Raw genomic sequence first — 24,615 nt, forward strand, 5'->3', positions numbered from 1 at the left:
GGTCGGCCGTCGTGTAACGGCGGTCGAAACCTGGTGAACGAAGGAAAACCATCATGACGATGACAGACCCGGTCGCAGATCTGCTGACCCGTCTGCGCAACGCGAACTCGGCGCACCACGACTCCGTGTCGCTGCCGAGCTCCAAGCTCAAGACCCACATCGCCGAGATCCTCCAGCAGGAGGGCTACATCTCCGGCTGGGAGGTCACCGACGCGCGTGTCGGCCAGACGCTGACGCTCACGCTGAAGTACGGCCCCAACCGCGAGCGGTCGATCGCCGGCATCAAGCGCGTGTCGAAGCCCGGCCTTCGCGTGTACGCGAAGTCGACCGAGATCCCCAAGGTCCTCGGCGGCCTCGGCGTCGCGATCCTGTCCACCTCCTCTGGCCTCCTCACGGACCGTCAGGCCGAGTCGAAGGGCGTGGGTGGGGAAGTCCTCGCCTACGTGTGGTGACCTGATATGTCGCGTATCGGACGTCTTCCCATCGACATCCCCGCCGGCGTCACCGTCTCGGTGTCCGGTCAGGATGTCTCCGTCAAGGGCCCGAAGGGCGAGCTCACGCTCACCGCAGCCCACCCGATCGAGGTCAAGGTGGAGGAGAACCAGGTTCTCGTCACCCGCCCCGACGACGAGCGCGAGTCGCGGTCGCTTCACGGCCTGACCCGCACGCTCATCAACAACAACATCATCGGCGTCACCCAGGGCTACACCAAGGGCCTCGAGGTCGTCGGCACGGGTTACCGCGTCGCGCAGAAGGGCTCGTCCGTCGAGTTCGCGCTGGGCTTCTCGCACCCCGTCCTGGTCGACCCGCCTGCCGGCATCACGTTCACGGTCGAGGGCAACAACAAGCTCACCGTGAGCGGGATCGACAAGCAGGCCGTCGGTGAGGCCGCTGCCAACATCCGCAAGATCCGCAAGCCCGAGCCGTACAAGGGCAAGGGTGTGCGCTACGCCGGCGAGGTCGTCCGGCGCAAGGCCGGAAAGGCTGGTAAGTAACCATGGCCGTGACTTCCAAGTCCGAGGCCCGCGCTCGTCGCCACTCGCGTCTTCGCAAGAAGATCGTCGGCACCGCAGAGCGCCCCCGCCTCGTCGTGACCCGTTCGGCCCGCCACGTCTTCGTGCAGGTCGTCGACGACAGCAAGGGCCACACCGTGGCCAGTGCGTCCACCCTCGAGACCGACCTGCGCGGCTTCGACGGTGACAAGACCTCGAAGGCCCGCAAGGTCGGCGAGCTCGTCGCCGAGCGCGCGAAGGCAGCCGGCGTGGCCGACGTCGTCTTCGACCGTGGCGGCAACCGCTACGCCGGTCGTGTCGCCGCGATCGCCGAGGGCGCCCGTGAAGGAGGGCTGAACCTGTGAGCGATGCAACGAACACCAACCAGGAGACCGAAGTGACCGATGCCACTCAGGCGGCGGCGACGGAGACGGCGCCCGCCGAGCGTGAGCGGGAGCCGCGTCGCGGTGGCCGTGAGCGCAACGCCAACCAGCGTGACCGCGGGTCGCGCGACCGCTCGGAGAGCCAGTTCCTCGAGCGCGTCGTGACCATCAACCGTGTGTCGAAGGTCGTCAAGGGTGGCCGTCGCTTCAGCTTCACCGCTCTCGTTGTCGTCGGTGACGGCAACGGTGTGGTGGGTGTCGGCTACGGCAAGGCCCGCGAGGTCCCGCTCGCGATCTCGAAGGGTGTCGAGGAAGCCAAGCGCAACTTCTTCCGCGTCCCCCGCTCGGGATCGACCATCCCGCACCCGGTCCAGGGTGAGGCCGCCGCGGGTGTCGTCCTGCTGCGTCCCGCTGCTGCCGGTACCGGTGTTATCGCCGGTGGCCCCGTGCGTGCCGTGCTCGAGTGCGCCGGTATCCACGACGTCCTCTCGAAGTCCCTCGGCTCGTCGAACACGATCAACATCGTGCACGCGACCGTCGAGGCTCTGAAGCAGCTCGAAGAGCCGCGTCAGGTGGCCGCGCGTCGTGGCCTCGACTTCGATCAGGTCGCTCCGGCCCGTCTGGTTCGCGCCGAGGCTGAGGCCGCGGCCGCATCGAAGGTAGGTGCCTGATGGCTCAGCGTCTGAAGGTCACGCAGGTCAAGTCCAAGGTGAGCGAGAAGCAGAACCAGCGTGACACGCTGCGCAGCCTCGGCCTCAAGCGGATCGGCGACTCGGTCGTCCGCCCCGACGACGCGCAGACGCGCGGCTACGTCAAGGCCGTCGCTCACCTCGTGAAGGTTGAGGAGATCGACTAATGGCTGAGAACGAGAACGTCGAGCAGACGGCTGAGAAGCCCGCTGCCAAGACGACCCGTAAGCCCGCCGCCAAGAAGGCCGCAGCGCCGAAGGCGGAGAAGAAGGACGTCGCCGTGGCGCGTCCGGGCGTGCTGAAGGTGCACCACCTTCGTCCCGTCCCCGGATCCAACACCGCCAAGACCCGCGTCGGTCGTGGTGAGGGATCCAAGGGTAAGACCGCCGGCCGTGGCACCAAGGGCCAGAAGGCCCGCTACCAGGTCAAGGCCGGCTTCGAGGGTGGGCAGATGCCGCTGCACATGCGCACCCCGAAGCTGCGCGGGTTCAAGAACCCGTTCCGCGTCGAGTACCAGGTCGTGAACCTGGACAAGCTCGCGGAGCTGTACCCGTCCGGTGGCGACGTGACCGTCGTCGACCTGGTCGCCAAGGGTGCGGTTCGGAAGAACGAGAAGGTCAAGGTGCTCGGCACCGGCGAGATCTCGGTGAAGCTGAACGTCGAGGTCGACAAGGTCTCCGGCTCCGCTGAGCAGAAGATCGTCGCCGCGGGCGGCACCGTCAAGTAAGCCGCGTGCAGGGGCCGGAGGACATCTCCGGCCCCTGTCGCATACCCGGAGGATGCGGCCGCTCGGTCACGCGCGGGGTGGGATACCCTGGTGGTCTGTGCGCCTCCTGCGCCGGGAACCCTTTCTGGAGGAATCCACGTGTTCAGCGCCATCGCGCGCGTGTTCCGCACGCCTGACCTGCGTCGGAAGATCGCTTTCACCCTGGGCATCATCGTGCTGTACCGTCTCGGTGCGCACGTGCCGTCGCCGTTCGTCGACTTCCCGAACGTTCAGTCGTGTCTCGCCGACACATCGAACACGCAGGGCGTGCTGTCGCTGGTCAACCTCTTCTCGGGCGGCGCGCTTCTGCAGCTGTCGATCTTCGCGCTGGGCGTCATGCCCTACATCACCGCGACGATCATCGTCCAGCTGCTGCGCGTGGTCATCCCGCACTTCGAGACCCTCTACAAGGAGGGCCAGTCGGGCCAGGCGCGTCTGACGCAGTACACGCGCTACCTGACCATCGCCCTCGCCCTGCTGCAATCGACGACCCTCGTGACAGTCGCGCGCAGCGGCCAGCTCTTCGGCAACACCGGTGTCGCCTCCTGCGAGCAGCTGCTGACCAACGACGCATGGTGGGCTCAGCTGCTCATGATCATCACCATGACCGCCGGCACCGGCCTCATCATGTGGTTCGCCGAGCTCGTCACCGAGCGTGGCATCGGCAACGGGATGTCGCTGCTGATCTTCACCTCGATCGCCGCGACCTTCCCGGCCGCGATGTGGTCGATCTGGCAGGCCCGCGGTTTCGAGGTGTTCCTGCTCGTGCTCGCGGTCGGCGTCGTGATCGTGGCGCTCGTGGTCTTCGTCGAGCAGTCGCAACGTCGCATCCCCGTGCAGTACGCGAAGCGGATGGTGGGCCGTCGTACCTACGGCGGGACGAACACCTACATCCCGATCAAGGTGAACATGGCAGGTGTCGTGCCGGTCATCTTCGCCTCGTCGCTCCTGTACATCCCCGCGCTCATCTCGCAGTTCAACCAGACCCCGGATGCCGATGGCGCGCTGCCGGGCTGGGTCGTCTGGATCCAGAACTACCTCACGCGCGGCGATCACCCGCTGTACTGGCTGCTGTACTTCCTGCTGATCGTCGGGTTCACCTACTTCTACGTCGCGATCACCTTCAACCCGGTCGACGTCGCCGACAACATGAAGAAGTACGGCGGCTTCATCCCGGGCATCCGTGCCGGCCGTCCCACCGCGGAGTACCTCGACTACGTGCTCACCCGCATCACCCTGCCCGGCTCGATCTATCTGGGTCTGGTCGCACTCATCCCGCTGATCGCTCTGGCGACGGTCGGTGCCAACCAGAACTTCCCGTTCGGCGGCACCTCGATCCTCATCATGGTCGGCGTCGGACTCGAGACCGTGAAGCAGATCGACGCCCAGCTCCAGCAGCGTCACTACGAAGGGCTCCTGCGATGACCGCGCGCTTGTTGATCGTGGGGCCTCAGGGCTCCGGCAAGGGTACCCAGGGCGTGCGCATCGCCGAGGCGTTCGGTGTGCCGGCGGTGTCGACGGGCGACGTGTTCCGGGCGAACATCTCCGAGGGCACCGAGCTCGGCCAGCAGGTCCAGGCCATCATCGCGGCGGGAAACCTCGTTCCGGACGAGCTGACGAGCGCGGTCGTGCGCGATCGGCTGGCGCAGGACGACGCGGCTCCCGGCTTCCTCCTCGACGGATACCCCCGCAATCTCGGACAGGTGGGTGATCTCGATGCGTTCCTGGAAGAGCGCGGGGAGAGCCTCGACGCCGTGATCGAGCTGGACGTGCCCCGCGAGGAGAGCATCGCCCGCCTGACCAAGCGCGCCGAGGAACAGGGCCGCACGGACGACACCGCCGAGGTGATCGCGCACCGCCTGAGCATCTACGAGAACGAGACGGCACCGATCCTCGATGTGTACCGCGAGCGCGGTCTCGTCGTCGCGATCGACGGCATCGGCTCCCTCGACGTCATCACCGAGCGCATCCTCACGGCCCTCATCGCCCGCGGGCTGACGCCGGCGTCCTGAGCCGTGCTGCGACGCTCCATCTACAAGACCCCGGCGCAGCTGCGCCAGATGATCGAGCCGGGGCTCATCACCGCCGCCGCCCTCCAGGCGGTGCGCGAGATGATCGCCCCCGGCGTGACGACGGCCGAGTTGGATGCGGCGGCCGCGGCCGTGATCACCGCGCGCGGGGCGGAATCGAACTTCCAGCTGGTGCGCGGCTACCGCCACACCACGTGCGTGTCGGTCAACGAGCAGGTCGTGCACGGGATCCCCGGCGACCGGGTGCTCGAGGCCGGTGACATCGTCTCGATCGACGCCGGGGCGCAGTTTCGCGGGTGGAACGGCGACTCTGCGATCACGATCGTCCTGCCCGACCCCGAGCGGCCCGAGCTCGTCGCAGCACGGCAAGAGCTGTCCCGGGTCACCGAAGGGTCCATGTGGGCCGGGATCGCCGCGATGGCGACCGGACGCCACATCGGTGAGATCGGCGCCGCGGTCGAGGACCACATCACGGCGGCGGGGGAGTACGGCATCCTGCGCGACTATGTCGGGCACGGCATCGGCCGCAAGATGCACGAGGCGCCCTCGGTGTTCAACTACCGCGTCCCGGATCCGGGCCCTCGCATCCAGCCCGGTCTGGTGCTCGCCATCGAGCCGATGGTGGTGGCGGGGTCCGAGGCGACCTTCGTCGAAGACGACGACTGGACCGTCTCCACGGTCGACGGCTCAGCCGGCTCCCACTGGGAACATAGCGTCGCCGTCCATGATGGAGGGATCTGGGTTCTCACGGCCCCCGACGGCGGAGCCGCGGGGCTGGCTCCGTATGGTGTGAAGCCGGTCGAAATCGAGTAGGAAAGAGCGTCATGGCAGCGGCAAAGGGCAAGACAAACTGGTTCGCGATCTGGATCAGCGTCATCGCTGTCGTCGCCATCGTGGCCGTCGGAGGTCTCGTGGTCGTGTTCAACAACATGGCTTCGGACCCGGGCAAGGCGCCCGAGGCATCCAACATCGACCCGTCCACGGGGGCGATCTCCTTCGGGACGGGCGAGCACACCGTCGACACGTACATCGACTTCATGTGCCCTTACTGCAACCAGTTCGAGCAGACGGAGGGCGAGACCATCCAGGGCCTCGTCGCGTCGGGCGACATCACGCTGAACGTCTACCCGGTCGCGATCCTGGACCGTCTGTCGCAGGGCACCGAGTACTCCAGCCGCGCCGCGAGCGCGTTGTACGCCGTGGCCGCCGCCGACCCTGACAACGCCTACGCCTTCCTGCAGGCGCTGTACGCGAACCAGCCCGCCGAGAACTCGACCGGCCTGACCGACGAGCAGCTGGTGGATCTCGCCCGCGGTGCCGGCGTGAATGTCACCTCCGACCTGGAGAACGCGATCACCTCGAACGAGTACATCAAGTTCGCGAAGTCGCGGTCCCTGCCGGACGGGGCGACGGGTACGCCCACGCTCCGCGTGAACGGAGACCTCGTCCAGATCACGTACAACCCGCAGACCGACATCCTCAGCAGGATCTCCTGAGCGGGGTGCGCCCTTCGCGCCACTCGCCGAGTGGCGCGAAGCGGCTCTATCACCTATAGTTGATCTTTGGTGCTTTGCGCCTTCGTTGGCGTGTCGCCGTCGAGGCGTTTCCGGCACCGAATCCCATCCACCGCAGATCGACCGGTCTGCACGAGGGTAGCGAGGCTATGGCTAAAAAAGACGGTGTCATCGAGATCGAAGGCGTGATCTCCGAGGCTCTGCCCAACGCGATGTTCCGCGTCGAGCTGAGCAACGGGCACAAGGTGCTCGCCACGATCTCCGGCAAGATGCGGCAGAACTACATCCGCATCATCCCCGAGGACCGCGTCGTCGTGGAGCTCTCGCCCTACGACCTCACCCGCGGCCGCATCGTCTATCGCTACCGCTGATCCGGTCGAGAAGTAACGGCTCCGCCTCGGAGCACGAAGACAGCGAACAGGAAGCATCATGAAGGTCAACCCCAGCGTCAAGCCGATCTGCGATCACTGCAAGGTGATCCGTCGTCACGGACGCGTCATGGTCATCTGCAAGTCCAACCCGCGCCACAAGCAGCGCCAGGGCTGACGTGAGGCGTGTCAATGCCGCACAGCGGCATTGACACGCGAACGTCAAGGTTGAGCGAGGCCGCGCAGCGGCCGAGTCGAAACCTCGGCACCAAGACACAACTCAATACGCATACAGGCAGGATCAGAACCCGTAAGGGGGACACCTCGGGCGGAGGCCCGGGCACCGATCCTGCTCCACACCTCCACTCACTCCTAGGAGAGCCGCATGGCACGTCTTGCCGGCGTCGACATTCCGCGCGACAAGCGCGTGGTGATCGCACTCACGTACATCTACGGCATCGGCCGTACCCGCTCCGTCGAGATCCTGAAGGCGACTTCGATCGACGAGAGCATCCGCGTCAAGGACCTGACCGACGACCAGCTCGTCGCGCTCCGCGACTACATCGAAGGCACCTACAAGGTCGAAGGTGATCTTCGTCGTGAGGTCGCCGCCGACATCCGCCGCAAGGTCGAGATCGGCTCCTACGAGGGCCTGCGTCACCGCCGCGGCCTGCCTGTGCGCGGTCAGCGCACGAAGACCAACGCCCGCACGCGCAAGGGTCCCAAGCGCACCGTCGCCGGCAAGAAGAAGGCGCGCTAAGGCGCGGCCCCCAGGGTTTAGGAGAACACGCACATGGCACAGGCCAAGTCCGCGGCGCGCAAGCCCCGCCGCAAGGAGAAGAAGAACATCGCCGTGGGTCACGCCCACATCAAGTCGACGTTCAACAACACGATCGTCTCGATCACCGACCCGTCCGGCGCTGTCATCAGCTGGGCGTCCTCGGGTGGAGTGGGCTTCAAGGGCTCGCGCAAGTCGACCCCGTACGCGGCCGGCATGGCCGCCGAGTCGGCCGCCCGTCAGGCCGCCGAGCACGGTGTCAAGAAGGTCGACGTCTTCGTGAAGGGTCCGGGTTCGGGCCGCGAGACGGCGATCCGTTCGCTGACCGCTGCCGGCCTCGAGGTGGGGTCGATCCAGGACGTCACGCCGCAGGCGCACAACGGCTGCCGCCCGCCCAAGCGTCGCCGCGTCTGACGTCTCACAGCTTCTGGATGCCGGGGCACGCCGCCTGACGGTGCGCCCCGGCATCCGCGAGAAAAACTCAACACCTCATCCACGCAAGTGTCATATAGCGGGCACTTAGCCGAAAGGAACACATCGTGCTCATCGCACAGCGTCCCACTCTGACCGAGGAGAAGATCGGGGAGTTCCGCAGCCGCTTCGTCATCGAGCCGCTCGAGCCCGGCTTCGGTTACACCATCGGCAACGCGCTGCGTCGCAGCCTCCTCTCGTCCATCCCCGGTGCTGCTGTCACCAGCATCCGCATCGACGGCGTGCTGCACGAGTTCAGCACCATCCCCGGTGTGAAGGAGGATGTCACCGAGATCATCCTGAACATCAAGCAGCTGGTCGTCTCGAGCGAGCGCGACGAGCCCATCACGGCGTACCTGCGCAAGACGGGTGCGGGCGAAGTGACCGCCGCCGACATCTCGGCTCCGGCCGGTGTCGAGGTGCACAACCCCGAGCTGGTCATCGCGACCCTGAACGACACCGCTCGTTTCGAGCTCGAGCTGACGATCGAGCGCGGTCGCGGCTACGTGTCGGCCACGCAGAACCGCAACGAGTACGCCGAGGCGGGTCAGATCCCGATCGACTCGATCTACTCCCCGGTGCTCAAGGTCAGCTACCGCGTCGAGGCCACCCGTGCCGGTGAGCGCACCGACTTCGACAAGCTCGTGCTGGATGTCGAGACCAAGCCCTCGATCGCCCCGCGCGACGCCGTCGCGTCGGCCGGTCGCACCCTGACCGAGCTGTTCGGCCTCGCCCGCGAGCTGAACGTCGAGGCCGAGGGTATCGAGATCGGCCCCGCGCCGGTCGAGACCGTCCTCTCCAACGAGCTGTCGATGCCCATCGAGGATCTCGACCTCTCGGTGCGCTCGTACAACTGCCTCAAGCGCGAGGGCATCAACACGGTGTCCGAGCTGGTCGCCCTCTCGGAGACCCAGCTCATGAACATCCGCAACTTCGGTCAGAAGTCGGTCGACGAGGTGCGCGACAAGCTCGTCTCGCTCGGTCTGTCGCTGAAGGACTCGGTGCCCGGTTTCGACGGCGCCCACTTCTACGGCGGATACGAAGAAGACAACGCCTGATCCGGCTCACCCGCGAAATCCTGGAGTAACTGAGAATGCCCAAGCCCACGAAGGGACCCCGCCTCGGAGGCGGCCCCGCACACGAGCGTCTTCTGCTGGCGAACCTTGCCGCGGCACTGTTCACCCACAAGTCGATCACCACGACCGAGACCAAGGCCAAGCGCCTTCGTCCGCTCGCCGAGCGCCTGATCACGTTCGGCAAGCGCGGCGACCTGCACGCCCGCCGTCGCGTGCTGTCGGTCATCGGTGACAAGGAAGTCGTGCACGTCCTGTTCACCGAGATCGCGCCCCTGGTCGCCGAGCGTGAGGGTGGTTACACCCGTATCACGAAGATCGGCAACCGTAAGGGCGACAACGCTCCCATGGCCGTGATCGAGCTCGTGCTCGAGCCCGTCACCAAGAAGAAGGCCGCCCCTGCCAAGAAGGCCGCCAAGGCCGACAAGGCTCCCGTCGAGGCCGCTCCCGCCGAGGAGACGGTTGTCGAAGAGGCTCCGGTCGAGGAGACTGTCGTCGAGGAGGCGCCCGAGGCCACCGCTGACGAGGCTCCGGCCGAGTCGGAGGAGAAGAAGTCCGAGTAATCGGACCCGCCGGGACCCGTCCCGGCCCCTTTGCACCGCGAACCCCGCGTGATCTTCGGATCCCGCGGGGTTCGCGCCGTTGAGGTGACGTTCTCCGTCGTGCGTGGCGCGCGGACGCTCAGCCTGCGCTAGGCGAGCCGGGCGCCTGGAACAGCTGCGACTGGCGCAGCTCCTGCTCGAAGGCGCGCTGCTCGGCGAACGCGGAGAATCGCGCCTTCGCACGCTGCGCCTCGGTGAGTGCCGCGACGACGACATCGGCGTAGATCCGGCCGCCCGCATCCCCCGGGTGCACCTCGTCGCCGGCGAGCAGATCCGGGTGCGGCGCGATCGCCGTCTGCCAGTCGGCGATCTGCACACCGCGATGCGTGCGGGCGAAAGCGGCGAGGTCGGCGTTCACCCCCGGGATCCAGGAGCGCGGTGCGGACGCCGTGACGAGCACGAGCTGACGGTCGGGGCCGATGACCTCCAGCACCTGCTCGAGCGTGTGCTGCGAGATCGACCCGTTGGTGCCGAGACCCAGGACCACGAACTCGCGCAGGCGACCCGAGTCCGCGAGGGAGCGCAGGATGTCGGGTGCCGCGTACATCTGACGCGATACGGCGGCGTCGACATCCGCGCCCGGTAGCGCGGTGAGCAGACTCGGGGCGGACGCGAGCATGACGGAGTCGCCGACGGCGGTGACCTCGTCGCCGGTGACGACGTCGTCGTCGGGATCCCCGCCCGTGTTCGTCGGCGCGGGTTGACTCTGCAGCGCGTCCACGCCGGCGGCGACCACGGCCTCGCCGCTGGAGACCGCAGGTGCCGAGGCGACCGCGCCGGCGGTGCCGGCAACAAGCAGGACAGCTGCTGCCGTGACGCCCACGGCTCCCGCACGGCGGCGCGCGCTGGTCGCGAACGCCTGTCGGAGCTCGCCGATGACCGGACCTCCGCCGCGGCGACGCACCGGCATCTCGAGGAACCGGTACGACAGTGCGGACACGACCACCGTCACGGCCAATGCGGCGGCGCCGATGGCCGCCGGGAAGGTGCGATCGATGCTCGTGCCCTGCGAGGCCGCCACCAGCAGCACCAGCACGGGCCAATGCCAGAGGTACAAGCCGTACGAGCGTTCGCCGATCCACCGCAGGGGGAGGACATCCAGTGCGCGCCCCAGCAGCGACCCGGGCCACGCACCCGCCACGATCACGATCGCGGAGAGCACGCTCGCCGCGACGAGCGCGCCGGGGAAGGTCGCGGTGCTCTGACTCTGAGCGATCGTGGCCAGCAGGACGAGACCCGCGAGAGCAGCCGTCCCCAGCACCAACGCGCCACCGCGAACGACACGAGCCTGCATCCAGCCGCGCTCGACCCGCACGGCCGCCCACCAGGCGAATGCGACGGCTACTCCGAGCAGGAGACCGAAGGAGTGGGTGTCGGTGCCGAAGTAGGCGCGGGTGACGCGGGCTCCCAGTGTCAGCGGATCGGCGGCTCCGGAGGCGACGACCACCGCCATCCAGACCGCGGATGCGGCCGCCGCGACCAGTGCCGCCCCGGCACGCATCCAGGCGCGGGGAAGCAGCAGGAGCACGAGCAGCAGCAGCGGCCAGACGAGGTAGAACTGCTCCTCGACGGCGAGCGACCAGAGGTTGCGGAAGAGCTCACCGCTGCCGGAGCCGAAGTAGTCCGCGCCGTCGACGACGGCCGTCCAGTTGTACCCGAACACCAGCGCGCCGATGAGCTGCCGCCGAAGCCCCACGAGCACGTCGCCGCCGATCAGCCATGCCGCGCTCGAGCACGCCAGCAGGACGAGCACGAGCGCCGGCAGCAACCGCCGGGCACGCCGGCGCCAGAAGGCCCCGAGCGCGATGCGGCCGGTGTCATCGCGCTCTCGGAGCAGGATCGAGGTGATGAGGAACCCGCTGATCACGAAGAAGACGTCGACACCGATGAAGCCGCCCCGCATCCACCATTCGGGAAACAGGTGATAGATCACGACGAGGGTCACAGCGACCGCGCGGAGGCCGTCGAGACCTGCGAAGCGGGCGCGCGGGGCAGGAGGAGTGTCAGCGATCATGGGGGAGGATCCGGGAGGGGGAGCCCGGCCATTCTACGATCCGGGCATGGGCGCCCCGGTGGGGTGCACCCGTAGGCTTGTGCGGTGCGGATCCGACTCGACATCGCTTATGACGGCACGCACTTCCGCGGCTGGGCGCGGCAGCCGGGCCTGCGCACCGTCCAGGGCACGCTGGAGGAGGCCTTAGCTCGGATCGTCGCCGGCGCGCCGCAGCTGACGGTCGCCGGGCGCACGGATGCGGGCGTGCACGCGAGCGGCCAGGTCGCCCACCTCGATCTCGACGAGGCCCAGCAGGCGAGGCTGGCGGCGTCGCGCCGGTCGGAGCCTGACCCCGTCGATGCTCTGGCGCGCCGGATCCGCGGCGTCTTGAGCTCGTACTCGGATGTGACGGTGCGCCGCACCACTCTCGCTCCCGACGGCTTCGATGCGCGCTTCTCGGCCGTGTGGCGCCGTTACGCGTACCGGATCGCCGACGACGTCACCGGCTACGACCCGCTGCGGCGGGAGTTCACCACCACCGTTCGGGCCGCGCTGGATGTGGCGGCGATGGATGAGGCGGCGCGCTCGCTCCGGGGGCTGCACGACTTCGCGGCGTACTGCAAGCCGCGTGAGGAGGCGACGACAATCCGCACGCTCCTCGAGTTCGATTGGCGACGCGACGCCGAGGGGGCGATCGTCGCGAACGTGAAAGCCGATGCGTTCTGCCACTCGATGGTGCGCGCGCTCGTGGGAGCGTGTGTGGCGGTCGGCCAGGGGCGTCTGGGGATCGAGGACGTCGTGCGACTGCGCGAGCAGGCGACGCGGACCAGTGAGTTCGCGGTCCTCGCCGCGCGCGGGCTGGTGCTGACGGAGGTCGGCTATCCGGAACCGGAGCTCATGGCGGCGCGGGCCGAGCAGACGCGCGCGCGTCGCGATCAGGAATGAACTCGCTGGGCGTTGCGCAACCGGCATCCGCCGTTCACGTGCCGGGCATAGTGTGGATGGCCTGATGAAGGTCATCTCCTACAACCTGCGCAAACATCGCGCTGCGGGCGAGATCGCGGATCTGGCCGAGCAGCACGGCGTCGATGTGCTCTGTCTCCAGGAGGCGGACACGACCGACATCCCGGAGGTGAGCGGTGGCCTGCGCCTCGCGGACGCGACGAGCCGCAACCGGCTGGGGTTGGCGGTCTACTACCGCGAGAGCAGCTTCCGGTTGCAGGAGGTGCGCGCGCTCTCACTCAAGAAGTCGCTGCACGATCGGGTGCTCAAGCCCGCGGAGGAGCGGATGCTGGGCGTGCGTCTGCACGACATCGACGCGGGGCGCGAGATCATCGTGGCGTCCTTCCACGCGGCGCCCCTCACGGCGCTCAACTCGCTGCGTCGCCACCAGATCCGCACGGCACTGGCCGAGCTGCAGGATCTCGGACCGCAGCTTCCCGCCCTGATGGTGGGCGACTACAACTATCCCGTCTTCAAGGAACGACTCGGCGAGCGGGTGAGGGACCAGGGCTACGAGCTCACGCTCAGCGACACCCGCACGTATACGCGCTATCGCTTCTTCCGCGGGCACTACGACTTCGCGACATCCGCCGGGTTCGACATCGAGCACATCCGAACGCTGCCGCAGGGGCTCAGTGACCACCTGCCGATCCTTGTGACCGCGACGCTCTCGTCGTCGCGCGCCCGCGTCGAGGTGGGCTGACCCCGCTCAGCCGCAGGAGGCGACGAGAGCGGAGTCCGTCCCCGGCAGCACCGGCGTGACCTGCGCGCTCAGCTCGGGGGTCCAGGGTGTCCGGACACGGATGCTGGCGCTGGCCTGCTCGCCCGGAGCGAGCAACGACGACCAGATGAGAACCGGTCGACCCTGGTCGGTTCCGGACTGGAAGCCCGTGCCGTCCGAGTTCTCCGAGGAGAGCACGGAGGCGCCCTCGGGAAGGTACAGATACCCCGTCGTGCGGGTCAGCCCCGGCTCGGTGCCGAAGCCGCCGCCTCCGGTGATGTAAGCGGGCAGGCCGGCCGCATCGGCAGGTGCATCGTTGGTGAGCGATACGTCGAGCACGGCTTCGCTCGCCCCGCCCTGCGCGGTGCACCACTGCACTCCGGTGCCGACCCTCATGTAGTAGTCCATCTTCGAGCCGGTCGCGTCATTGAGATACACGCCGAAGCTCGTCCGCTCGCTGTCGGTCACCGGCAGCAGACCCTGCAGGCTCGTGCCGTCGAGGATCGCCTGTTCCTCGGGCGCGTTGCTCCAGATGAGCAGACGCTCCTGCTCGCCGGCCTTCGCCAAGGCGGAGACGAGCGCAGACGGGGCGACGTCCCCTGCGGCGAGTTTGGCGAACACGGACGCGGCCGCCACCTGGAAGAACGCGTCCTGGGTCGCCGGGTCGTACCGGAGATACACCTCGTTCAGCAGCAGCGGGATCGCGTTCTCGCTCGTGAGCTCGTCGCCCGTGGGCAGCGCCACCGGGCCGGTCGCCGCGAGCATGTAGGACAGGGTGACGGGATCGAGGGAGATCACGCCGTCGACTCGGACGCCGTACTCGCGCTCCCACATGGCCTGCGCGATCTGCGCCGCCAGGGGGAAAGACGCCACCTGCGTGGCGTTCTGCATGAAGCGCGCCGGCCGTGTGTCCATGAAGCCGGTGATCTCCGGACCGAGATCGATCACGGGGTCGCGATACTGAGTGATGTCGCCGGAGGCGGATGCCTGCGCCGCGAGGGAGATCTGACCGTTCTCCGTGTGCACGAGAGCCATGGCGCCGACGATGCCGCCGAGCGAACGCCACTCGGCGTTGTTCTGGAAGACGACGAGGTAGTTGCGCGGACCGTCCGCGCCGAGGATGGCCGGCATCAGCGCCGTCGCGCGGCTGACCGCATCCGAGCCCGTCTCGACGGAGGCGAGCAGCCCGGATACGTCCTCGACGGCCTTCGCCACCGGGGGGAGCAGGGCGGCGCGGTCGATGTCGTCGACGGCGTCCGAGGCGAGAGCCACCTGCGCGGTGGTGCTCTGGGCCGCCTCATGCATCTCGCCGAACCCGCTGACATCGATGCGTCCGTCGACCGGCTTCAGCGCTCCGGCCGAGAAATCCGACGCGACGCGCACGAGGGGAGTCAGCGCCTTCCCGGCCACGTCGTCGACGGCCGCGGTGACGGTGGCGACGGCCGAGAGCTGGTCCCCGACCCACGGCAGGACCTCGGCCGCCCGCCACACGGGGTCCGAGGTCAAGGAGCGCGCGGCCGCCGTGTCCGCGGCGATGTCGGCCAACCGTGCGGTCGCCGCATCCGTGTCGTCGAGGTTGCGGGTGACCTCTCCGGCGGCGCGCTGCGCCGCGGTCAGATGGCCGTAGGCGAGGTACCCCCGCACTCCCAGCCAGGCTGCTGCCGCAACGAGGACGACGAGCAGGGCGAGCAGCACCCAGACGAGAATCCGTCCGGCCGTTCTGGCGGGCGCCGGCAGCAGGGGATTGGTCACGCCTTCACCTTAAGCGGTCATGCCTCGCCGCTAGAGTGGGAACTCCACCTCACACCGGGAGTCGCCATGCGCCGCAGACACTGGACACCCGTCGCGGTCGTCGCTCCGCTGCTGGCCACGGCCCTGCTGACCGGATGCGGTCCGGCGCCGTGGAACACCGGCGGCCAGACGCCGAGTCCGACGGCGGCGTCGCGTTCGAGCACCCCCGTTCCGACTCCCGTGACCAACGATCTGTCCAGCGGTTCGACGCAGCGCGTCGTGCCCGCCGGCGCGGTGAGTGCGACGATCAACTACTGGTCGACGCTGTCCATGGACCGCTGGACGGCCACGGCTCTGAAGCCCGTCAGCATCTCGATGGTGACCACCGTCACCCCCAACGACGGCCAGAAGGTCTTCCTCCAGAAGGCGACCATGGTCGCCGTCCCCGGCAACGCTTCGCGCTCTTTCGACCCCCTCCAGCCCCAGACCGACCAGTCGTCGGTCAGCCCCGGCTATCTAGTGCTCGACCCCTATAGCTACTCGCAGACCTTCAACATCGGTGACGTACCGGCCGAAGCGACGTTCGTGCAGGTGCAGTTCACCTACGACTTCCTCGTGCAGACCACGCCCACCTCGGCCGAATACGCCAAGCAGACCGCCAGCGACACGCTGACGATCGCCATCGCAGGGGCATCGCAGGACTGACCGGGATTCCGTGCATGGCGCACGGGGGTGGATCGCGTATACTTTCGGCGCTGACCCCGGGGTTTTCTGGAAACGGGCCGGCACCGACCCGAAATCCTGTGAGCCTCGTGAGGCCACGTCTCCGAGGAGCGCCCTGTGAGAATCCCCTTCGTCGATCGCGGTATGCGTCGGCTCTGCGTGGGGGCCGCTCTCGCCCTCGCGAGCACCCTGGCTCTGACCGGGTGTTCGCAGATCGTCGACGGTTTCAATTCCCTGCAGGGCACCAACACTGCCGTGCAGCCGACGACCGTCGTGCCCTCGCCCGCCCCCTCGGCGAGCATGGCGTTCAACTCGCAGTTCACGTACGACGGGTCGGTCGAGCTCCGCAGCGACGTGGCGCAGGATCTCGAGCTCGTGCTCAATGTGTGGGCCGTCGATCCCAAGCGCACCCAGGAGTGGACCGCGAACAACGAGAAGGTCTTCGGCTTCGCGGTCAACGTCTACGACCACCGCGTCGATGAGAAGGCGGTGCTGACGGACAAGCGTCGGGTCTACATCTCGTCGGTGCAGATCAACTCCACCACGACGCAGACCTCGAACCAGATGCAGTCGCCTTACCAGTTCAGCGCCGACCCGCGCACGCTGGTTCCCAGCGACACCCTGCGCTCCGACCGGGGGCTGCTGCTCAACAGCTTCCAGGGCGGGCTCTACGTTCCCCAGCAGAGCATCCATCAACTGCCGGCGGATACGTTCGGTCTCACTCTCGAGTTCGCACTGACGATCTCGGTCGAGGGCACCGCCAACACGGACACCTCGTTCCAGCAGCAGACGGTGTACCAGTACCTGCCGATCGCGATCTTCCCCGGCTGAGCCGACGACCACCGGCGCTGATCTTGCGCCAATCTTGCGCTGAGCTTCTCGCCGGACCCTCCCTGATCTTGCGGTTGAGCGTGCATTCTGGACTCATCGCACGAACAGCGTGCTGATCTCCCGCCGCATCGCGGCCCATGAATGTCAGGAAGTGATCACTGTGTCGGACCCCCGCATGGCGCATCAGCAGGTGCCCTCACAGGAGCTGGAGCCCGTGTACCCGGCGACGGCGCCCGGCGCCGACCTCGAAACGCACTTCGAGCAGGACTTCATGTCCGTGCTCGAGAACTCGACCACGCACCGCTCCACGATCGGATGCGTCATCCCCGCCTACAACGAGGAGGAGTCGATCGCGGATGTGATCGAGGCCCTCCTCGCCCAGACGCGGGTTCCCGATGTCATCCACGTCGTGATCAACAACACGTCCGACAACACGGCGAAGATCGCGTCGGAGTATGCCGGCCCGCACGAGATCATGACTGACCTCGGCGAGCAGTTCACCGAGGTCTTCGTGCACGACATCGGCAAGAACCCCGACAAGAAGGTCGGCGCACTCAACTACGGCTACTCGCTCGTCGAGGGATGCGACTATCTCCTCGGTGTGGACGGCGACACGATCGCCGAACCGCGCGCCGTCGAGTACCTCGAGACCGAGGCCGTCAGCGACTCTCGCATCGGAGGCATCTCGGCGATCTACACGATCGACGATCGCCCCATCAAGGGGCTCACGGCCAAGTGGCTCATCGCCGGCCAGCGCACCCAGTTCGCGGCCTTCAACCTGCAGAACCTCCTCCGCGGCCGCAACATGGCGGTGCTCGGTGGTCAGTTCTCGATCTTCTCGACCAACGCCCTGCGTGACGCGATGAAGCAGAACCACCAGAACACCCCGTGGGTCAAGGACAGCGAGGTGGAGGACTCGCTGCTCTCGCTGCAGATCAAGAGCGCCGGTTACCTCACCAAGATCAGCCCCTACGCGCGCGCCGCAGTGGGCGGTATGACGACGCTCAAGGGATACGACGCGCAGCAGGTCAAGTGGACGTTCGGTGCGATCGAGCTCATGTGGCCCGGGCAGCGCGGCGACACCAAGGGACAGCCGTTCCACCCGAACCTGCGCCTGCGCTGGTTCGAGAACTTCGGCATGCTCACCAACCTCTTCGTCCGTGTCGCCTTCCTCGTGCTGCTCGCCGGCTCGCTGTCGATCAACGCCTTCGTCTTCTCGCCCCTGTGGCTGATCCCCGTGCTGACGGCCGTGCTGCTGAACCTGCGCATCGCCCGCACGATGAAGTACTGCAATCAGCGCGACATCCTCTTCGCCCTGCTGGTCTTCCCCGCGGAGATCTTCATGTGGATCCGCCTCAGCCACTTTCTCCGCTCGTGGACCCGCTTCCTCTCACGGAAGAAGGTCGACAACTGGGCCATGCAAGCGAAGGCGGAGCGCGGCGGCGGGTCGATCGGCCACTGGACGCCCTTCATCCTGCTGGCCGCAGCACTGGTCGCCATGGCGATCATCTGGAACATGCTGGGCCCGGTCGTGCAGTCCTCCATCCTCTGGATCGGATGGCCCATCGTCGGTGTCGTGACGGTTCTGCAGACGCTGCTCATGTTCTCGAAGCTGCTGCGTCGGTACCAGGGCTACAAGGTCTGACCCGCACCATCCGAACGAAGAGGGCTCACGGTTTCCCGTGAGCCCTCTTCGTTCATCACCCGCCTGATCAGGGGGCGAGCAGCTCGGTGGTCAGTCGGTAGCCGACGCCGCGCACGGTCTCGATGTAGCGCGGGTTGCTCGGGTTGTCGCCCAGCTTGCGGCGGAGGTTCGTCATGTGGGCCTCGACGGCGCGCTTGTCGGCTTCGCCCACGTAGTAGGACGTGACGTAGGACTCGCCGCGCAGCACGAGGGTCAGATCGGCCTTGCTGCGCACGCGCCGCTTGGACTCGAGGAGGGTCGCCAGCAGATCGAACTCGGTACGCGTCAGCTCGATCTGCTGACCGTTGACGAGCACGATGCGCGTCTCCGGGTTCAGCTGGAGGTCGCGGTGCGTCACCCAGAACCCGCCGCCGGGGACGAGAGCGCCAGAGGCCTGAGGGGCGAGCTCGGCCCCCGCTCCGGCCGCGGGCGCCGGGACCGCAGGCTGCTGAGGCTGGAAAGTCGGCGGCGTGGCGTACGTCATGCGGTCGGCGGGCATCGCCGCCTCCGGCGGGTAGGAGCTCTCCTCGATGTGCACCGGCGCGGGGGACTGCCGGACCTCGGGCTGCACGGGGATCGACTGCGTCTGCGGCCGCGCTCCGGGGAACGACGGACCGACGCTCTCCTGTCGACGGGTCTGGCCCGCAGGCTCCGGGCGGGGCCTGCGAAGCAGTGCTTCGACGCGGGCGCGGAACTCCCGAGGACGGAACGGCTTCACGATGTACTCGTCGGCGCCGGCACCGAGCCCCAGGACGACGTCGGCCTCATCGGCGAGCCCGGTCAGCATGATGATGAAGGTGTTCGACTTCTCGCGGATGCGCCGGGCGGCCTCGAAGCCGTCGATGCCGGGCATGTTGACGTCGAGGGTCGTGATGAGCGGCTGGTAGGCGAGCACGGCCCGCACGCCGTCGATGCCGTTTCCGACCGAGACGGTGGAGAAACCCGCCGCCTCGAGCACCTCGGCGAGGAGGTGGCGCACATCGGGATCGTCTTCGACGATGACCGCGGTCTTCTGCCCGTCAGAAGCGTCGCTCATGAGTCCGGCATCCTCGATTCTCGGTTCAAGGCCGCGGCTCGTGGCACCGCACGCGTCGCCATTGTTCCATATCCGCCGGATTACCCGCGATGCACCGCGGGTACCATGACGTGCGCGGTCAGAGCACGTTGCGCGTGAGCTGTACGGAACCGTCCGGCCACCACGATCCCGCGCGCGGGCCGCCGTTGCACACGCCGTCGCTCTCTCCGGGCGGTTTGATCCACAGATTCGTGTCGACGACGTCGTCGCCGTACGTTCCGCCGGGCTCGCCCACGAGCGCCGTGGGGTCGTTGCACCACTCGCTCGTGGAGGTGCCGGCGCCGTTGCGAGACGTGTCGATGAGGGCGTGGCTGCCGCCGAGGAGCCGCGACACTTCGTGCGCGTAGGCGAACTCGTCGGTGGTGGGGTTGTAGTTCGACACGTTGGTGGCGAAGCCTCGCACCTTGTCGGTGACCCCGACTCGCTGGATGAGAGAGGCCATCTCCGAGGCGGGACGCCAGTTGGAGTGGCCGCCGTCGAGGTACACCCACGTGTCGACGCCGACCAGTCGCAGCGCGGCATCGTGGAGTGCGTTCATCCGCTGGTCGATGTTGGCATCGCAGTCCGGTGCCTGGGCGAGGCTGTCCGGCTCGAGGACGACGATCTTCTGCACGTCTTTCACGCTCGCCAACGCCTGACCGATCTCCGCCGTCCATGTGGCGTAGGAGGCGTCGTCCAGCCCGCCCGCGGACTGGCTGCCGCAGTCGCGCTCGGGCAGACCGTAGACGACCACGGCGAGCGCGGCATCCTGATCGCGGGCCTCGGCCGCGAGGTTCAGGATGCGGGGACCCGCGTCGCCGATCGGGTCGATCTCGGGAGTGAGCCAGTATGCGGTCGGCTGGGCGGCGAGATAGTCGGCCGCCGCTTGCGCGTCGGAGTCCAGCCCGCCCTCGGTCGCGGCCTTGCTGGCCTTGGACTCCTCGGGCACGACGATGCGTGTGCCCACGCCCGGTGCCTGCGCGCCGAGGAACTGGAGCCCGGAGGTGATCGCCCATCCCACGACTCCGATGGCCGTGATCACGATCACCAGGCTCGCCGCCAGCACGGTGATCAGCAGCCAGCGGGGGAAGGCGCGCCGACGCCCACGGGCGGGCCTTGCTGGCGTGGAACTCACGCAAGGACTGTACCGTGCGCCCGCGCTACCCTGGCTGCAACGACCGGAAGGACACAGGATGTCGGACTCGATCATCGTGGGCGTAACGGATGCGGACAGCTCGCAGCGTGCGGTCGACTGGGCGGCGGCCCGTGCGCGCCGCGGCGGGGAGTCTCTCGTGCTCTTCTCCGTCGTGGGCGGTGCCACCGGAGCCGTGGGTGAGGACGACGTGCTGACGGCGGCCGTCACCGCGACGCGTGAGCGCCTCGAACAGCAGGCGGGCCTCTTGCGGTCGGCGGGTGTCTCGTGCGAGGTGCGCGTCACGCACGGCAATCCGGTTGCGGAGCTCGTGGAGGCGTCGAAGGATGCGCGGCTGCTGGTGATCGGCGGAGAGAAGCGCGCACAGGGTCGTCGTGGTCAGCACGGCTACCGCATCGCGGCCGGATCGCACTCGCCGGTCGTCGTGGTGCCGTTGGATGCGCCCGCTGACGGCGCGGGCGTCGTGGTCGGTGTCGACGGCTCCGAGGTCTCCGATGCGGCGGTGGCGTTCGCGGCGTCCGAAGCGGAGCGTTTCGGTGAGACCCTCACGATCGTCTCGGCGTGGATGCCGGTCGCCGTTCCGGGCGACTTCGGTGTGTACCCCGACCTCTATCTCACCGACCTCAACGCGATCACCCAGTCCGCCGTCGACCGCGTCGCGGAAAACGTGAGCGAGGCGTATCCGGATCTCGACGTGCAGACCCGCGTCGTCGAGGGCGATCCCGCGGCGGCGATCGCGGATGCGGCGGGCGCGGCCCGCCTCGTCGTCGTCGGCTCGCACGGGCGCGGAGCCTTCGCCCGCTTCCTTCTCGGCTCGGTCAGCGAGGAGGTCGTGTCGCAGATGACGACCGCGACAGCCGTCGTCCGCTGAGCGGATCTCCACAGTTCCGGCGCGTACGCGTCGCAGGCGCCCGCGCAGGACTACCTTTGTGCCACCACGGTAGGCGGACGAAGGAGTCCTCATGGATCGTGCAACACAAGTAGCTGTCACCGCTCTCGGCCTGCTCGCTCTCATCGCGGTCGCCGTCGGCATCTTCGCCGCGGGGGCCCTTCCCGGGCTCGAGCTCCACGCTCAGCGCGCCGCGAGTCTCGTCCCCTTCGTCGTCGCCACGCTCGCCGTGCTGGGCGCGCTCGCGCTGACGGTGTCACGGCGTCGCCTCCACCGCTGACCGGTCTCGCCGCGAAAAGCGGAGAGGCCCTCTGCGGCCTGGGGGAACCGGAGAGGACCTCTCATCACACGGGCGGAACGCTCCGTGCCTTCACGCGCCGTCGGTGACCCGAACACGTCCGGCGTGCGGTGTTGCCCCACCAGTATGGGAAGTGAGCCGCTCCGGTTGGAGGGGCTTGACAACGGCCCCGCGGTCCGTGCGTCATCCGACGCGCCGCGTCACACGATCGTCATCCTTTCTCAGTAGCATGGCGCTCATGGCGCGCGAGGGGCAACGCAATCCGGAGCCGGGCGGGTCCCGATGGCTCATCTACATCGGGGTGGCGCTGCTGGCGCTCGGGGTGGGTGCCCTCGTGTACGCCTCGATCATCAGTTACCTCAACGCCATCCTCTAGCGGCGGCTGCGTCCGTCCGTGCGTGCAGCAGTTCGCGCGGCAACGACGCGTCTTACCGCCGCGAGCGTGGGGGCACGCGGGTGCTCGTCGGCTGAGTGGTCGTTGCACACCCGCTGTGTGACCGGTAACATTTGTTTCGGCCGGCCGGGTATGGGACCCCGCGGGCCACGAGACCAATGGAGCACCCGTGACAGGCAGCGCAGCCACGCCCTTCCCCTCTGACGTCCAGACGGCCATCGACGCCGTTCGCGAGGATGTCGCGACTCTGCACGGCGAACTGGTGCGTTACGGACTGGTGGTGTGGACAGGTGGCAACGTCTCCGGTCGCGTGCCGGGTGCCGACCTGTTCGTGATCAAGCCGTCCGGTGTCTCCTACGACGACCTGACGGCCGCGAACATGATCCTCTGCGATCTCGACGGCAATGTGATCCCCGGCACGCCCGGGAGCGAGCGTTCGCCGTCCAGCGACACCGCCGCGCACGCCTACGTCTACCGCAACATGCCGGACGTCGGCGGGGTCGTGCACACGCACTCCGACTACGCGGTCGCCTGGGCCGCCCGCGGCGAGGAGATCCCCTGTGTCATCACCGCGATGGCCGACGAGTTCGGCGGCCCCATCCCGGTCGGACCGTTCGCGATCATCGGCGACGACTCGATCGGTCGCGGGATCGTCGAGACGCTGCGCGGGCACCGCTCCCGCGCGGTGCTGATGCGCAACCACGGCCCGTTCACGATCGGAGTGAGCGCGAAGGATGCGGTTAAGGCGGCCGTCATGGTCGAGGACGTCGCGCGCACCGTGCACATCGCACGTCAGGGCGGAGAGCTCGTGCCCATCCCGCAGGAGGCGATCGACAGCCTCTACGCGCGGTATCAGAACGTCTACGGACAGAGCGGGGACGACCGGCGATGACCGCTGCAGACGCCATCACGACGGGGCGCACCTGGCTCGGCATCGAGCTCGGCTCCACCCGCATCAAGGCATGCCTGATCGACGACGCGGGCGCGGTGATCGCCGTGGGCGCTCACGCGTGGGAGAACAGCTACGTCGATCGCCTCTGGACCTACTCCCTGGACGAGGTCGTCGCCGGCCTCCAGACCGCGTACGCCGCGCTCGTGGCCGATGCGATCCAGCGGCACGGCGTTCGCCCGGAGACCCACGCCGCCATCGGCGTCTCCGCCATGATGCACGGCTATCTCGCGTTCGACGCATCCGGTGAGCTGCTCGTGCCCTTCCGCACGTGGCGCAACACCAACACGGGCCCCGCAGCCAGCGCGCTGAGCGAACTCTTCGGCGTCAACATCCCGTTGCGCTGGTCGATCGCGCACCTGCACCAGGCGGCCATCGACGCGGAGCCGCATGTGCCGCACATCGCCTCCATCACCACCCTCGCGGGCTATGTGCACCGCCGCCTCACCGGGCGGTCGGTACTCGGTGTGGGCGACGCGTCGGGCATGTTCCCGATCGACGCGGTCACGCGCGACTACGACGCGGACCTGCTCGCCCGCTACGACGCCCTCGGCGCCATCGATCGTCCGCTCGTCGACATCCTTCCGGAGGTCCTTCCCGCCGGTCGCGAGGCAGGCGCGCTCACCCCCGAAGGCGCAGCGCTGCTCGATCCCTCCGGCGCGCTCCGTGCCGGCATCCCGCTCTGCCCGCCCGAGGGCGACGCCGGGACCGGCATGGTCGCCACCAACGCCGTGGCGCCGCGCACCGGCAACGTGAGCGCCGGAACCAGCATCTTCGCCATGGTCGTCCTGGAACGCCCCCTCGAGCGCGTGCATCACGAGCTCGACCTCGTCACCACGCCCGCGGGAGATCCCGTGGCGATGGTGCACTGCAACAACGGCGCGAGCGAGCTCGCGGCATGGGTCGAGATGTTCTCCCGTTTCTCGGCCGCATCCGGCCAGCCGCTCGATGCGGACGCCGTGTTCGAGACGCTCTTCCGTGAGGCTGTCGGCGGCGAGGCGGATGCGGGTGGTCTCCTCGCCTACAACCACCTCGCGGGCGAGCCCATCGCCGGACTCGAGGAGGGACGTCCACTCGTCGTACGCACGCCCGACAGCCGTCTGACTCTCGCGAACTTCATGCGGGCCCAGCTGTACGGCGTGTTCGGCACCCTGGCGTTGGGCATGCGGGTGCTCGCCGAGGAGGGCGTCGCGCTCGATCTGATGTTCGCCCACGGCGGCATGTTCCGCACGGCCGGCGTCGCTCAGCGCTTCCTCGCCGGGGCGCTCGCGGCCCCTGTCGCGGTGGGGGAGACCGCATCCGAAGGCGGCGCCTGGGGAATCGCGGTGCTCGCCGCGTATCTCGGCGAATCCGACGAACTCGATCTGTCCACCTACCTCGAGCGCCGCGTGTTCGCCGGCGCCGCGACCTCGACCGCGGAGCCCGACGCCGACGACGTCGCCGGCTTCGCCGCCTACCTCGAGCGTTACCGGTCCGGCCTCGCCATCGAAGCCGCCGCCGTCGCCGCGCTCTGAAAAACCGAAAGAG

At 68.2% G+C, this 24,615-nt stretch carries 30 protein-coding genes; 26 read left to right on the forward strand and 4 right to left on the reverse strand.

All coding sequences use genetic code 11. The annotated features are described in order from the left end of the window. Positions 1-53: 53 nt before the first annotated feature. From rpsH to rplQ, 16 genes are all read left to right on the forward strand, one after another. Positions 54-452, forward strand: a complete 399-nt coding sequence (gene rpsH / locus KYX17_RS30090) for a 30S ribosomal protein S8 (RefSeq protein ID WP_137418041.1) — start codon at positions 54-56, stop codon at positions 450-452. Positions 453-458: 6 nt separating this feature from the next. Further along, complete coding sequence (gene rplF, locus KYX17_RS30095) at positions 459-995, forward strand: 50S ribosomal protein L6 (protein ID WP_137418040.1); 537 nt, start codon at positions 459-461, stop codon at positions 993-995. Positions 996-997: 2 nt separating this feature from the next. After that, a complete protein-coding gene (gene rplR / locus KYX17_RS30100; RefSeq protein WP_137418039.1) occupies positions 998-1,357 on the forward strand; it encodes a 50S ribosomal protein L18 in 360 nt (119 codons plus the stop codon). Beyond that, positions 1,354-2,046 (forward strand): 30S ribosomal protein S5, encoded by a 693-nt coding sequence (gene rpsE / locus KYX17_RS30105; RefSeq protein ID WP_137418038.1) that lies wholly within the window; start codon positions 1,354-1,356, stop codon positions 2,044-2,046. Before rplR ends, rpsE begins: the two co-directional genes overlap by 4 nt. Then, positions 2,046-2,231 (forward strand): 50S ribosomal protein L30, encoded by a 186-nt coding sequence (rpmD, locus tag KYX17_RS30110; protein ID WP_137418037.1) that lies wholly within the window; start codon positions 2,046-2,048, stop codon positions 2,229-2,231. The genes rpsE and rpmD overlap by 1 nt, the downstream gene beginning before the upstream one ends. Continuing rightward, positions 2,231-2,791 (forward strand): 50S ribosomal protein L15, encoded by a 561-nt coding sequence (gene rplO / locus KYX17_RS30115; protein ID WP_243233178.1) that lies wholly within the window; start codon positions 2,231-2,233, stop codon positions 2,789-2,791. Before rpmD ends, rplO begins: the two co-directional genes overlap by 1 nt. A 138-nt stretch (positions 2,792-2,929) precedes the next feature. After that, positions 2,930-4,255, forward strand: coding sequence for a preprotein translocase subunit SecY (secY, locus tag KYX17_RS30120; protein WP_137418035.1), 1,326 nt, complete (start codon positions 2,930-2,932; stop codon positions 4,253-4,255). Beyond that, positions 4,252-4,842 (forward strand): adenylate kinase, encoded by a 591-nt coding sequence (locus tag KYX17_RS30125; protein WP_243233180.1) that lies wholly within the window; start codon positions 4,252-4,254, stop codon positions 4,840-4,842. The genes secY and KYX17_RS30125 overlap by 4 nt, the downstream gene beginning before the upstream one ends. Before the next feature lie 3 nt (positions 4,843-4,845). After that, the gene (gene map, locus KYX17_RS30130) at positions 4,846-5,673 is read left to right on the forward strand and encodes a type I methionyl aminopeptidase (protein WP_308220989.1); all 828 of its coding nucleotides are present in this window, start codon (positions 4,846-4,848) and stop codon (positions 5,671-5,673) included. Positions 5,674-5,684: 11 nt separating this feature from the next. Further along, positions 5,685-6,356 carry a DsbA family protein gene (locus tag KYX17_RS30135; RefSeq protein ID WP_243233182.1) on the forward strand — a complete coding sequence of 224 codons (672 nt, stop codon included), beginning with the start codon at positions 5,685-5,687 and terminating at the stop codon, positions 6,354-6,356. 167 nt (positions 6,357-6,523) lie between these two features. Beyond that, on the forward strand, positions 6,524-6,745 hold the full coding sequence (gene infA, locus KYX17_RS30140) for a translation initiation factor IF-1 (RefSeq protein ID WP_017201569.1): 222 nt from the start codon (positions 6,524-6,526) through the stop codon (positions 6,743-6,745). Positions 6,746-6,803: 58 nt separating this feature from the next. Next, positions 6,804-6,920, forward strand: a complete 117-nt coding sequence (rpmJ, locus tag KYX17_RS30145) for a 50S ribosomal protein L36 (protein WP_005050492.1) — start codon at positions 6,804-6,806, stop codon at positions 6,918-6,920. Positions 6,921-7,127: 207 nt separating this feature from the next. After that, positions 7,128-7,502, forward strand: coding sequence for a 30S ribosomal protein S13 (gene rpsM, locus KYX17_RS30150; protein WP_137418031.1), 375 nt, complete (start codon positions 7,128-7,130; stop codon positions 7,500-7,502). Between the two features lie 33 nt (positions 7,503-7,535). Continuing rightward, a complete protein-coding gene (rpsK, locus tag KYX17_RS30155) occupies positions 7,536-7,934 on the forward strand; it encodes a 30S ribosomal protein S11 (RefSeq protein WP_039395885.1) in 399 nt (132 codons plus the stop codon). Positions 7,935-8,059: 125 nt separating this feature from the next. Next, a complete protein-coding gene (locus KYX17_RS30160) occupies positions 8,060-9,049 on the forward strand; it encodes a DNA-directed RNA polymerase subunit alpha (RefSeq protein WP_137418030.1) in 990 nt (329 codons plus the stop codon). Positions 9,050-9,084: 35 nt separating this feature from the next. Further along, entirely contained in the window at positions 9,085-9,627 is a 543-nt protein-coding gene (rplQ, locus tag KYX17_RS30165) for a 50S ribosomal protein L17 (RefSeq protein ID WP_243233183.1), read from the forward strand. Between the two features lie 118 nt (positions 9,628-9,745). Here the strand turns inward: rplQ and KYX17_RS30170 are convergent, their stop codons facing one another. After that, positions 9,746-11,680, reverse strand: coding sequence for an acyltransferase family protein (locus KYX17_RS30170; RefSeq protein WP_243233185.1), 1,935 nt, complete (start codon positions 11,678-11,680; stop codon positions 9,746-9,748). Positions 11,681-11,764: 84 nt separating this feature from the next. On the opposite strand from KYX17_RS30170, the gene truA reads away from it, so the two are divergent. Then, entirely contained in the window at positions 11,765-12,604 is an 840-nt protein-coding gene (gene truA / locus KYX17_RS30175; protein ID WP_243233187.1) for a tRNA pseudouridine(38-40) synthase TruA, read from the forward strand. A 64-nt stretch (positions 12,605-12,668) separates the two neighbouring features. Beyond that, positions 12,669-13,364, forward strand: coding sequence for an endonuclease/exonuclease/phosphatase family protein (locus tag KYX17_RS30180; protein ID WP_243233189.1), 696 nt, complete (start codon positions 12,669-12,671; stop codon positions 13,362-13,364). A 6-nt stretch (positions 13,365-13,370) separates the two neighbouring features. Here KYX17_RS30180 and KYX17_RS32405 read toward each other — a convergent pair whose 3' ends face one another. After that, the gene (locus KYX17_RS32405) at positions 13,371-15,134 is read right to left on the reverse strand and encodes a DUF4012 domain-containing protein (RefSeq protein WP_243233191.1); all 1,764 of its coding nucleotides are present in this window, start codon (positions 15,132-15,134) and stop codon (positions 13,371-13,373) included. A 66-nt stretch (positions 15,135-15,200) separates the two neighbouring features. On the opposite strand from KYX17_RS32405, the gene KYX17_RS30190 reads away from it, so the two are divergent. From KYX17_RS30190 to KYX17_RS30200, 3 genes are all read left to right on the forward strand, one after another. Continuing rightward, a complete protein-coding gene (locus KYX17_RS30190) occupies positions 15,201-15,818 on the forward strand; it encodes a hypothetical protein (RefSeq protein ID WP_243233193.1) in 618 nt (205 codons plus the stop codon). Positions 15,819-15,953: 135 nt separating this feature from the next. Next, positions 15,954-16,667 (forward strand): fructose 1,6-bisphosphatase, encoded by a 714-nt coding sequence (locus KYX17_RS30195; RefSeq protein ID WP_243233195.1) that lies wholly within the window; start codon positions 15,954-15,956, stop codon positions 16,665-16,667. Between the two features lie 175 nt (positions 16,668-16,842). Next, the gene (locus KYX17_RS30200) at positions 16,843-18,312 is read left to right on the forward strand and encodes a glycosyltransferase (protein ID WP_243233197.1); all 1,470 of its coding nucleotides are present in this window, start codon (positions 16,843-16,845) and stop codon (positions 18,310-18,312) included. 67 nt (positions 18,313-18,379) lie between these two features. Here the strand turns inward: KYX17_RS30200 and KYX17_RS30205 are convergent, their stop codons facing one another. Beyond that, complete coding sequence (locus KYX17_RS30205; RefSeq protein ID WP_243233198.1) at positions 18,380-19,387, reverse strand: response regulator transcription factor; 1,008 nt, start codon at positions 19,385-19,387, stop codon at positions 18,380-18,382. 118 nt (positions 19,388-19,505) lie between these two features. After that, positions 19,506-20,540, reverse strand: coding sequence for a glycoside hydrolase family 6 protein (locus tag KYX17_RS30210; RefSeq protein WP_243233200.1), 1,035 nt, complete (start codon positions 20,538-20,540; stop codon positions 19,506-19,508). Positions 20,541-20,598: 58 nt separating this feature from the next. On the opposite strand from KYX17_RS30210, the gene KYX17_RS30215 reads away from it, so the two are divergent. The 5 genes from KYX17_RS30215 to KYX17_RS30235 all read left to right on the forward strand — a co-directional run bounded on the left by KYX17_RS30215 (position 20,599) and on the right by KYX17_RS30235 (position 24,602). Further along, a complete protein-coding gene (locus KYX17_RS30215; RefSeq protein WP_243233202.1) occupies positions 20,599-21,429 on the forward strand; it encodes a universal stress protein in 831 nt (276 codons plus the stop codon). A 91-nt stretch (positions 21,430-21,520) separates the two neighbouring features. Continuing rightward, a complete protein-coding gene (locus KYX17_RS30220; RefSeq protein WP_243233204.1) occupies positions 21,521-21,727 on the forward strand; it encodes a hypothetical protein in 207 nt (68 codons plus the stop codon). Between the two features lie 256 nt (positions 21,728-21,983). After that, entirely contained in the window at positions 21,984-22,121 is a 138-nt protein-coding gene (locus KYX17_RS30225; protein ID WP_243233206.1) for a hypothetical protein, read from the forward strand. Positions 22,122-22,308: 187 nt separating this feature from the next. Next, complete coding sequence (locus KYX17_RS30230; RefSeq protein WP_243233207.1) at positions 22,309-23,031, forward strand: L-ribulose-5-phosphate 4-epimerase; 723 nt, start codon at positions 22,309-22,311, stop codon at positions 23,029-23,031. Further along, positions 23,028-24,602 (forward strand): xylulokinase, encoded by a 1,575-nt coding sequence (locus tag KYX17_RS30235; protein WP_243233211.1) that lies wholly within the window; start codon positions 23,028-23,030, stop codon positions 24,600-24,602. Before KYX17_RS30230 ends, KYX17_RS30235 begins: the two co-directional genes overlap by 4 nt. Positions 24,603-24,615 lie beyond the last annotated feature (13 nt).

It is taken from the genome of Microbacterium sp. CIAB417, from assembly GCF_022788845.1.

What these genes read in the sequence shown, in the direction of transcription:
- rpsH (WP_137418041.1), top strand. Translation starts at nt 54, where the DNA reads ATGACGATGACAGACCCGGTCGCAGATCTGCTGACCCGTCTGCGCAAC.
- rplF (WP_137418040.1), top strand. Translation starts at nt 459, where the DNA reads ATGTCGCGTATCGGACGTCTTCCCATCGACATCCCCGCCGGCGTCACC.
- rplR (WP_137418039.1), top strand. Translation starts at nt 998, where the DNA reads ATGGCCGTGACTTCCAAGTCCGAGGCCCGCGCTCGTCGCCACTCGCGT.
- rpmD (WP_137418037.1), top strand. Translation starts at nt 2,046, where the DNA reads ATGGCTCAGCGTCTGAAGGTCACGCAGGTCAAGTCCAAGGTGAGCGAG.
- rplO (WP_243233178.1), top strand. Translation starts at nt 2,231, where the DNA reads ATGGCTGAGAACGAGAACGTCGAGCAGACGGCTGAGAAGCCCGCTGCC.
- KYX17_RS30125 (WP_243233180.1), top strand. Translation starts at nt 4,252, where the DNA reads ATGACCGCGCGCTTGTTGATCGTGGGGCCTCAGGGCTCCGGCAAGGGT.
- KYX17_RS30135 (WP_243233182.1), top strand. Translation starts at nt 5,685, where the DNA reads ATGGCAGCGGCAAAGGGCAAGACAAACTGGTTCGCGATCTGGATCAGC.
- infA (WP_017201569.1), top strand. Translation starts at nt 6,524, where the DNA reads ATGGCTAAAAAAGACGGTGTCATCGAGATCGAAGGCGTGATCTCCGAG.
- rpmJ (WP_005050492.1), top strand. Translation starts at nt 6,804, where the DNA reads ATGAAGGTCAACCCCAGCGTCAAGCCGATCTGCGATCACTGCAAGGTG.
- rpsM (WP_137418031.1), top strand. Translation starts at nt 7,128, where the DNA reads ATGGCACGTCTTGCCGGCGTCGACATTCCGCGCGACAAGCGCGTGGTG.
- rpsK (WP_039395885.1), top strand. Translation starts at nt 7,536, where the DNA reads ATGGCACAGGCCAAGTCCGCGGCGCGCAAGCCCCGCCGCAAGGAGAAG.
- rplQ (WP_243233183.1), top strand. Translation starts at nt 9,085, where the DNA reads ATGCCCAAGCCCACGAAGGGACCCCGCCTCGGAGGCGGCCCCGCACAC.
- KYX17_RS30170 (WP_243233185.1), bottom strand. Translation starts at nt 11,680, where the DNA reads ATGATCGCTGACACTCCTCCTGCCCCGCGCGCCCGCTTCGCAGGTCTC.
- KYX17_RS30180 (WP_243233189.1), top strand. Translation starts at nt 12,669, where the DNA reads ATGAAGGTCATCTCCTACAACCTGCGCAAACATCGCGCTGCGGGCGAG.
- KYX17_RS30190 (WP_243233193.1), top strand. Translation starts at nt 15,201, where the DNA reads ATGCGCCGCAGACACTGGACACCCGTCGCGGTCGTCGCTCCGCTGCTG.
- KYX17_RS30200 (WP_243233197.1), top strand. Translation starts at nt 16,843, where the DNA reads ATGGCGCATCAGCAGGTGCCCTCACAGGAGCTGGAGCCCGTGTACCCG.
- KYX17_RS30205 (WP_243233198.1), bottom strand. Translation starts at nt 19,387, where the DNA reads ATGAGCGACGCTTCTGACGGGCAGAAGACCGCGGTCATCGTCGAAGAC.
- KYX17_RS30215 (WP_243233202.1), top strand. Translation starts at nt 20,599, where the DNA reads ATGTCGGACTCGATCATCGTGGGCGTAACGGATGCGGACAGCTCGCAG.
- KYX17_RS30220 (WP_243233204.1), top strand. Translation starts at nt 21,521, where the DNA reads ATGGATCGTGCAACACAAGTAGCTGTCACCGCTCTCGGCCTGCTCGCT.
- KYX17_RS30225 (WP_243233206.1), top strand. Translation starts at nt 21,984, where the DNA reads ATGGCGCGCGAGGGGCAACGCAATCCGGAGCCGGGCGGGTCCCGATGG.
- KYX17_RS30235 (WP_243233211.1), top strand. Translation starts at nt 23,028, where the DNA reads ATGACCGCTGCAGACGCCATCACGACGGGGCGCACCTGGCTCGGCATC.